The following is a 7323-nucleotide window of genomic DNA, read 5'->3' as shown; positions in this document are numbered from 1 at the left end:
ATATAATACAGTAAACATATAAAGAGTTGTCCGATGTCGGACGTAGGAGAACTTATGAATATATTATTATCTAAAAAACTCATGTTGTCAAAAGAAATATCGGAAAATTTGAAAGAATTAGTATTGTCTGGACAATTAAACCCTGGCGATAAGCTGCCCAATGAAGTAGAGCTGGCGAATAAAATGGAAGTTAGCCGTTCAACATTGCGGGAAGCAGTCAAGGAGTTAGTTGCCGCTAATGTTCTGGAGGTGATTCGGGGTAAGGGGACTTTTGTCACGAAAAATCCTGGGTGGAAAAAAGATCCTCTGGGTGTAGAGTTTATGGTAGATAAGGATATACTGCTCATGCTGTTTGAGACCAGAATTTTAATAGAACCCAATGTAGCCTATCTTGCCGCTGAGCGGGCCGATTCCACGGATTTGGAGAAGATTGGACAATGTTTGGGAAGGATTAAGGATGTTGTAAAACAGCACCAGGATTATAGTCGGCAGGACTTGGAATTTCATCAGGCCATAGCTAAAGCCACAAAAAATCCAATTATTCAGCGTATTGTGCCGATCATCAATGAATCCATTGTGCAGGGTTACCAGGAAACAATGAATGTACCGGGTAGTATTGATAAGGCGATTGTCGCCCACCAACATATTTATGAAGCAATTTTGGCTAAAGACTTGCTTAGGGCGCAAGCGGCCATGAAGCAGCACTTAGAGGTGACAGTGAACGATATTAAATCCTGGATGTTAGATATTAAAGGGTGTAAACCTTTAATAGAGGAGAATAAAGGGGGGAATTGTAGTGAGTAAAAAAGCAAAAAAATGTGTGGCGCTATTACTTGCGGTATTTATGCTGGTTGCATTATTGGCAGGATGCGCTAAGTCACCGGCTGCAACCGGGGGCAAGGATCAGGTGGTCAAGCTGAAGCATTGGGTATGGTTGGATGACCCTAAAGACCCGACCTTTTTGGAAATGGTGAAGGAATTCAATGCTACCCATCCCAACATCCAGGTCGAAGTTGAAGTTATTCCCTGGGGTGATTTTCGTACCCGTCTGTTGACAAGTGTAGCCGGTGGGGGAGCGCCTGACACCGCCTGTTTTAAACTTACCTGGGTGCCTGAGTTTACAGGCAACAAGGCGCTGCAACCGTTAGACAGTTATCTGAACTCCTGGAATGGAAAAGCTGATGTGCAGGACAATCTTTGGGATGTATTCCGAGTGACCGACGATAAGCAAATGTATGTAATGCCATGGATTGTACAGGCATTATATATGTATTACCGGCCAAGTCTGTTTAAAGAAGCCGGGGTGGAAATCCCGCAAACCTGGGATGAATTCTTAACGGCAGCTCAGAAGCTTACGGTGGACAAAGATAAGGACGGCAAGATAGATCAATACGGTTTTAGTATGAGGGGCGCCCGGTATGGGCACGAACCATGGGGCAGTTTTGTTTTTGCCAGCGTCGAAGGTAACAAGATAATGGACAATGGCAAAGTCGTGTTTAATACCCCTGAGGCTAAGAAAGCCAATCAGATGTTTATTGATCTTTATCGAAAATATAAAGTTGTGCCGCCGACCGCGCCAGCTGATGGCTTTTCCGAAGTCGTTAACAACTTTAAATCTGGTAAAACTGCTATGCTAGTGCACCATATTCGTTCTTCCCTCGATATGGAAAAGCAATTTGGCGCTGATGTATCAGCCTTCCCGGTACCTGCGGGACCCAAAGGGCGATGGACTTCCCTTGGCGATACGGAAAATGTAATATTTAGTTCCAGCAAGAACAAGGAAGCCGCCTTTGTCTTCCTCTCCTGGCTGTCTGAGAAAAATCAGATTGATAAATGGTGTAAAGCTTCCGGTAATGTGCCTGTACTTAAATCCGTGCAAAAAATGGATTATTACCAAAATAACAGATTCATGAAGGCTTCCTTTGATTCGCTGCCCTTTGCCCATGTATACCCGGTTACCACCGGAATGGGCGAATGGATTGAATCGGTATGGCCGGCGATGGTGCAACAGGCGCTAGAAGGTAAGATTTCCGCTGATGAAATGATGGATAAGCTGGCAGAAGAAATGAATAAAAAATAGAACTATCCGTAGGATGACCCAGCCTGCGGGAATGCCGCAGGCTGGGGGAATTTAGGTATTCAGGAGTGGGCGTATGGACGAAAAAAAATGTATCCTTATCTACTTGTAGCTCCGGCAGTGATTTTCATGTTGCTTATCATTGCTTACCCAATCGTCAATTCTGTATATATGAGTTTGATGGATTATAGGCTGTTTAAATTACAGGATGTTCATTTTGTCGGGTTAAGCAATTATATAAACGTATTGGTCGACCCTATTTTTCGCCAGTCCCTTTGGAACTCAGCTCTGTGGACTATATTGGGGGTGTTCTTCCAATTCTTATTCGGACTGATTATGGCGCTATTGTTAAATCAGAGCTTTAAAGGCAGAGGGGTTGTCCGTTCCCTGGTTTTGATACCGTGGGTTACACCAGGCATTTTGATTGGATTAATGTGGAAATGGATGTATGACGGTAACTATGGTGTAATCAATGATATTTTGCAAAAGATGCATCTGCTGAATGATTACGTCCCCTGGCTTGCCAAGTCGGATACGGCATTGTTCTCGGTTATCCTCACTATCGTATGGCAGGGTGTTCCATTTTTCGCTATTATGTTGCTGGCCGGTTTACAAACCATTCCCGCGGAGCTGTATGAAGCAGCCAACGTAGACGGGGCCAATCGCTGGCAAAAGTTCTGGCATGTTACGCTGCCGATGCTAATGCCTACTATTATTGTAACATCATTGCTACGTATCATCTGGGTGTCCAATTCAGTCGATGTTATCTACGCTATGACCGGCGGTGGTCCGGGTTACAGTTCACTGACCCTCAGCGTTTATACTTTCGTAAAAGCCAGAACGGCCCTTGATTTTGGTTACTCATCTACCTTGTCTATTTATCTGACACTTATTTTGTCAGTAGTATTGTTTGCATATTTGCAGAAAATCTGTAAACGGGAGGCCAGATTGAGATGAGTATCAAACGTGAAAGCATATCTTATAAGTTGGGTTATTTTTATCTGCCGTTAGCTGCTTTGCTGATTTTCTCCTTGTTTCCCTTTTTATGGACGTTTATTACTTCCATAAAATCGCAAACAGAATTGTTTAGTCCGGTATTGCAATATTTTCCTACTAATCCTACCTGGGAAAATTATCGAGAATTATTTATCATGACCAGTTTTATGGAGAGCATGTGGAATAGCTTTATCGTAGCCGGAGCGTCCTCTGTAGTGAGTCTGGTAATCTCATTAATGGCGGCTTATGCCTTTTCTCGTTATCGTTTCCGGGGCAGACTGGCCATCATGGTTTCTTTTCTAACGATAAATATGTTTCCGCCAGTTTTACTACTTATACCCTTGTATTCGATTATGCGGGGGCTCGGTATACTATATACCCCTTATGCCCTGATTATTGCCTATTCGACGTTTACCATCCCCTTTGCCGTTTGGCTATTGACGGGATATCTGAATGACCTGCCGTTGGCCCTTGAAGAAGCTGCACTGATAGACGGGTGCAATCGCAGGCAGGCATTCTTTAAAATTATATTGCCGCTTTCGGTGCCGGGAGTAATTGCTACCGGAATTTACATATTTATCACAGCCTGGAATGAATTCATTTTTGCTGTAATGTTTACCAACCAAGAAACACGTACACTGCCAGTCGCTTTACAAGCATTTGTCGGGCAGTTTGATATCCAGTGGGGTTTATTGAGCGCCGGTGGTGTAATCACTTCCCTACCGATATTAATTTTGTTCGTATTCATCCAAAAAAGGCTGGTGGCAGGACTGACAGCAGGCGCCGTAAAAGGATAAATTGTATTGGAGAGGAAGGGGAAAAATGGATATCAAGGAATTGAAAGAAATCAACCGACTTGTTCGTGGTGACATTATGAAAATGCTCGATCAGTCAAAATCGGGTCATCCCGGTGGTTCGTTGTCTTGTGTGGAGATTCTGTCGACATTGTATTTTGCGCAGATGAAAACTGATCCCCAGGATGCAGATTGTGCCGACAGCGATAAGTGTATCCTCGGCAAAGGACATGCGGCTCCGGCTTTATATGCTGTATTGGCCCGACGGGGTTTCTTCCCGGTGTCGGAACTTACTACTTTACGTAAGCTGGGGTCCCGCCTGCAAGGTCATCCGGATATGAGAAAAGTGCCGGGGGTAGACGCTTCTACCGGTTCTTTGGGACAAGGCACTTCTATTGCCGTAGGCATTGCTTTAGGCCAAAAACTTAAAAAAGATAACCGGAAAGTATACGCGGTTGTCGGCGATGGAGAAATGCAAGAAGGTCAGTATTGGGAAGCGATGATGTCGGCAGCCCATTATAAGCTGGACAACTTGACCGTTATTATTGACAACAATAGTTTACAAATTGATGGGTGTAACAATGATGTCATGAGTCTGGGAGATATCAAAAAGAAAATGGAAGCTTTTGGTTTTTATGTGCTGGAGGTAGACGGTCACAGCGAAGAAGCATTGCTGGATGCGTACGCCAAAGTTACTATCCAGCAGCCAAAGTGTATCATAGCGCGCACTGTGAAAGGTAAAGGTGTTTCTTTCATGGAAAATCAAGTGGGCTGGCATGGAAAAGCTCCCAACAATGAGGAAGTTAATAAAGCTCTTTGCGAATTGGGGTGTAAAGCATGATTGTAAAAGAAACGAAAGCATTACGGATTGCTTATGGGGAGACCTTGGTAGAATTGGGCGCACAGAGAGAGGATATTGTAGTCTTAGATGCTGACTTGGCTCATGCGACAACAACGTATTTATTTGGCGAGAAATATAAAGAGCGCTTTTTCAATGTAGGTATCGCTGAACAGAATATGATGGGCGTAGCTGCAGGTTTGGCTATTACTGGCTTTACGCCAATTGCCAGTACCTTTGCCATATTCGGTACCGGCCGGGCCTATGAACAGGTGCGTAATACCATCTGTTACCCTAAACTTAACGTCAAATTGGCGTTGACTCATTCCGGGGTAACCGTGGGGGAGGATGGCGGTAGCCATCAATCTATTGAAGATATTTCATTAATGCGTGGTATTCCGAATATGACAGTCATCGTTCCCTGTGATGCCATTCAAATGAAAAAGGCATTGATCGCTGCTGTCAACATGGAAGGGCCGGTTTATCTCCGTGTCGCCCGTCCGCCTTCTCCGGTATTTACTGACGAAAACGAATCCTTCGAGATTGGCAAAGCCAATGTTATGAAAGACGGCAAGGATGTAGCTATTTTTGCCACTGGGCTGATGGTATATGAGGCGCTGACAGCCGCTGAAGAGTTGGCAAAACAGGGGATTGACGCTGCGGTAGTCAACGTGCATACCATAAAACCAATTGACAAAGATGTAATAGTGTCGATGGCCAGAAAAACGAAGAAGATTATTTCCGTCGAAGAACATTCAGTCATTGGCGGCTTAGGCTCAGCGATTGCGGAAGTGTTGTCGGAAGAAAAACCGGTAAAACTGAAACGTATTGGCGTACAGGATTTGTTCGGACAATCGGGAACGCCGGACCAACTACTGGAGCATTATGGTCTAACCTCGGCTAATATAATGAAAACTGCGAAAGCAATGTTGAAATAGGAGATATGCACATGGATAAAAAATTGAGTGAGAAATTAGTAGTAGAAGCATTTGAAGGTGAGGGCTTAAAACGCGTTGTTGAGAGTGGGGACTGGTTTGTTGGTATTAAAAACTATAAAACGGCCAATGATGCACAATTGTTTACTTTTATGGAAAAGCATTTTCTAACAGATGAAGTATTTGTGCTGTTATCTGGTGGTTGCGTACTGTTAATCGATGTGTCAGCGGACGACTCTTGTAGCGATATCAGATTATGTCCGATGGAAACCGGTAAAGTCTATTGTGTAACGAAGGGTGTCTGGCATAATACTATCGTGACCAAGGATGTAAAAATGATCTTGGTGGAAAATCGAAACACATCGGGTGATAACAGCGAAATGTTCAATCTGCCAGAGGACCAACTGATTGCATTGCGCAAAAAATTGGCCTAACTGATATAGCCAGACTGTAAAATGGAAGATAGTTCTTGCTACATACAAATTTATTAATTCTTCGATGTGAAGGCTAAGGGCTACTCTGACAGAATAGTCCTTAGCCTTCATTAAATGCCATATTATACTAAATACGTTAGTGGGTGATTTTTTTTGGCATGGTTAGAATGTGAATTTAAAGAAAAAGTGGAACGGATTCGACATCTGATTGTAAAAGAAGAGAGTAAGGCTATCTTGATTACTTCACAAACCAATTTTTTCTGGTTAACAGGTGGTCGACCTTATATTAACACCGTCCTCGAGAAGGCTTGTGCTGAGATATTGGTCACTGAACAAGCGGTCTATTTAATCGTTAATAATATTGAAGCAGACCGTTTATGCAATGAGGAAATAGTGGGACTGCCTATCGAGAAGGTCACTTATAATTGGTGGGAGCCCAAGGGGGCACAAGATAAGATTAGAGAATGTGTTGGCGATGGTGAAGTGTTAACTGATACAAATCTTGGGTTGAAGTTTTCGAGAATAAGATGGGATTTAACGAGTGTCGGGGACGATGGGGACGTTCCCTTTTTGTCACAAACATGATAGGATAAAGACAAGGTGAAATATGTGAACAGGCAGGCCAGAAAATTGAGTGCTACAGGCTTTTATCATATTGTCTTTCGGGGAATTAACCGGCAGCACTTATTTGAAGACGAGAGGGACTTTTTATTTTTTCTCGAAAGCATGCGGCAAGTGAAGACCGAAATGGTATTTGAATTGCATGCCTACTGCTTAATGAGCAATCATGTTCATTTGCTTATCAAGGAAACCCAAATTGGTGATATTTCTCTAATTATGAAACGACTTTTAACAAAATATGCGATGTATTTTAATCAAAAGTATAAGCGCAGCGGTGCATTAATAGCCAGTCGGTATAAAAGTGTGCCAGTAGAGGTTGACGAATACTTTATTCCGTTGATAGGTTATATACACCAAAATCCAGTTAAGGCTGGGATAGTTGATAAGCCAGAAGAATATAGGTTTAGCAGTTATCGGGACTATATGAATGTAGGAGGTTTGACGGATACAGCCTTTTCTTTGGGGTTATTAGGGAAAGATGAGTGGCTGAGGCTACATCAGAATCTTTCAAACGATAGTTTTGATGTTTCAGGGAAAAGAAGCCTATCAGAAGAGGAAATTCGTCGCAGGATAATGCTTTGCACAGGGGGCCGGGAACCTCATGAAGTAGCAGGTTGGCCCAAATCTA

At 43.2% G+C, this 7323-nt stretch carries 9 protein-coding genes; all 9 read left to right on the top strand.

The annotated features are described in order from the left end of the window. Positions 1-54 precede the first annotated feature (54 nt). Positions 55-804, top strand: coding sequence for a FadR/GntR family transcriptional regulator (locus VN447_RS22805; RefSeq protein ID WP_325528675.1), 750 nt, complete (start codon positions 55-57; stop codon positions 802-804). After that, positions 797-2080: a sugar ABC transporter substrate-binding protein gene (locus VN447_RS22800; RefSeq protein WP_325528673.1), complete on the top strand. Its 1284-nt coding sequence runs from the start codon at positions 797-799 to the stop codon at positions 2078-2080. Before VN447_RS22805 ends, VN447_RS22800 begins: the two co-directional genes overlap by 8 nt. Before the next feature lie 87 nt (positions 2081-2167). Further along, positions 2168-3034 (top strand): sugar ABC transporter permease, encoded by an 867-nt coding sequence (locus VN447_RS22795; RefSeq protein WP_325528671.1) that lies wholly within the window; start codon positions 2168-2170, stop codon positions 3032-3034. After that, on the top strand, positions 3031-3870 hold the full coding sequence (locus VN447_RS22790; RefSeq protein WP_325528669.1) for a carbohydrate ABC transporter permease: 840 nt from the start codon (positions 3031-3033) through the stop codon (positions 3868-3870). The genes VN447_RS22795 and VN447_RS22790 overlap by 4 nt, the downstream gene beginning before the upstream one ends. A gap of 25 nt (positions 3871-3895) precedes the next feature. Further along, the gene (locus tag VN447_RS22785; RefSeq protein ID WP_325528667.1) at positions 3896-4708 is read left to right on the top strand and encodes a transketolase; all 813 of its coding nucleotides are present in this window, start codon (positions 3896-3898) and stop codon (positions 4706-4708) included. Next, positions 4705-5643 carry a transketolase family protein gene (locus VN447_RS22780; RefSeq protein ID WP_325528665.1) on the top strand — a complete coding sequence of 313 codons (939 nt, stop codon included), beginning with the start codon at positions 4705-4707 and terminating at the stop codon, positions 5641-5643. Before VN447_RS22785 ends, VN447_RS22780 begins: the two co-directional genes overlap by 4 nt. Before the next feature lie 11 nt (positions 5644-5654). Next, the gene (locus VN447_RS22775) at positions 5655-6074 is read left to right on the top strand and encodes a hypothetical protein (protein WP_325528663.1); all 420 of its coding nucleotides are present in this window, start codon (positions 5655-5657) and stop codon (positions 6072-6074) included. Between the two features lie 153 nt (positions 6075-6227). Beyond that, on the top strand, positions 6228-6659 hold the full coding sequence (locus VN447_RS22770) for an aminopeptidase P family N-terminal domain-containing protein (RefSeq protein ID WP_325528661.1): 432 nt from the start codon (positions 6228-6230) through the stop codon (positions 6657-6659). Positions 6660-6704: 45 nt separating this feature from the next. Next, the coding region (locus VN447_RS22765; RefSeq protein WP_325528659.1) for a transposase at positions 6705-7323 on the top strand (619 nt) is incomplete at its 3' end.

The organism is Sporomusa sp. (assembly GCF_035561155.1).
In the GTDB taxonomy this organism is placed as follows: domain Bacteria; phylum Bacillota; class Negativicutes; order Sporomusales; family Sporomusaceae; genus Sporomusa.
This window is presented reverse-complemented; position numbering and strand designations above follow the sequence as displayed.